This window comes from Streptomyces antioxidans, from assembly GCF_000968685.2.
Taxonomy (GTDB): domain Bacteria; phylum Actinomycetota; class Actinomycetes; order Streptomycetales; family Streptomycetaceae; genus Streptomyces; species Streptomyces antioxidans.
This window is the reverse complement of the sequence record NZ_LAKD02000256.1, coordinates 1-350: the sequence shown is the minus strand read 5'-3', so window position 1 is coordinate 350 and position 350 is coordinate 1. Positions and strand designations below refer to the sequence as shown.

Sequence of the window (350 nt, the reverse complement as noted above, 5' to 3'; positions counted from 1 at the left end):
CGCATCACATCGCGGTGGACGGCTGGTCGATGGGTGTGCTGGCCCGGGACATCGGCGTGGCGTACGCCGCCCGCCGGGCGGGCCAAGTGCCGGGCTGGCAGCCACTGCCGGTGCAGTACGCGGACTACGCGCTCTGGCAGCGCGAGGTGTTGGGTGATATCGAGGACCCCGACAGCGTGATCAGCGGCCAGTTGGACTACTGGCGTACGGCCCTGGCCGACGCACCCCAGGAACTGACGCTGCCGACCGACCGACCGCGTCCGCCCGCGTCCTCCTTCCGGGGCGGCACGGTGCCCTTGCAGGTGGACGCCGAGACCCACGCCCGGCTGGTGGCGGCGGCCCAGCAGGGC

The 350-nt window shown here is 73.1% G+C and carries 1 protein-coding gene; it reads left to right on the top strand.

Translation table 11 applies throughout. The annotated features are described in order from the left end of the window. A partial coding sequence (locus tag VT50_RS38040; protein WP_143645412.1) for a condensation domain-containing protein occupies positions 1–350 on the top strand: 350 nt, incomplete at both ends.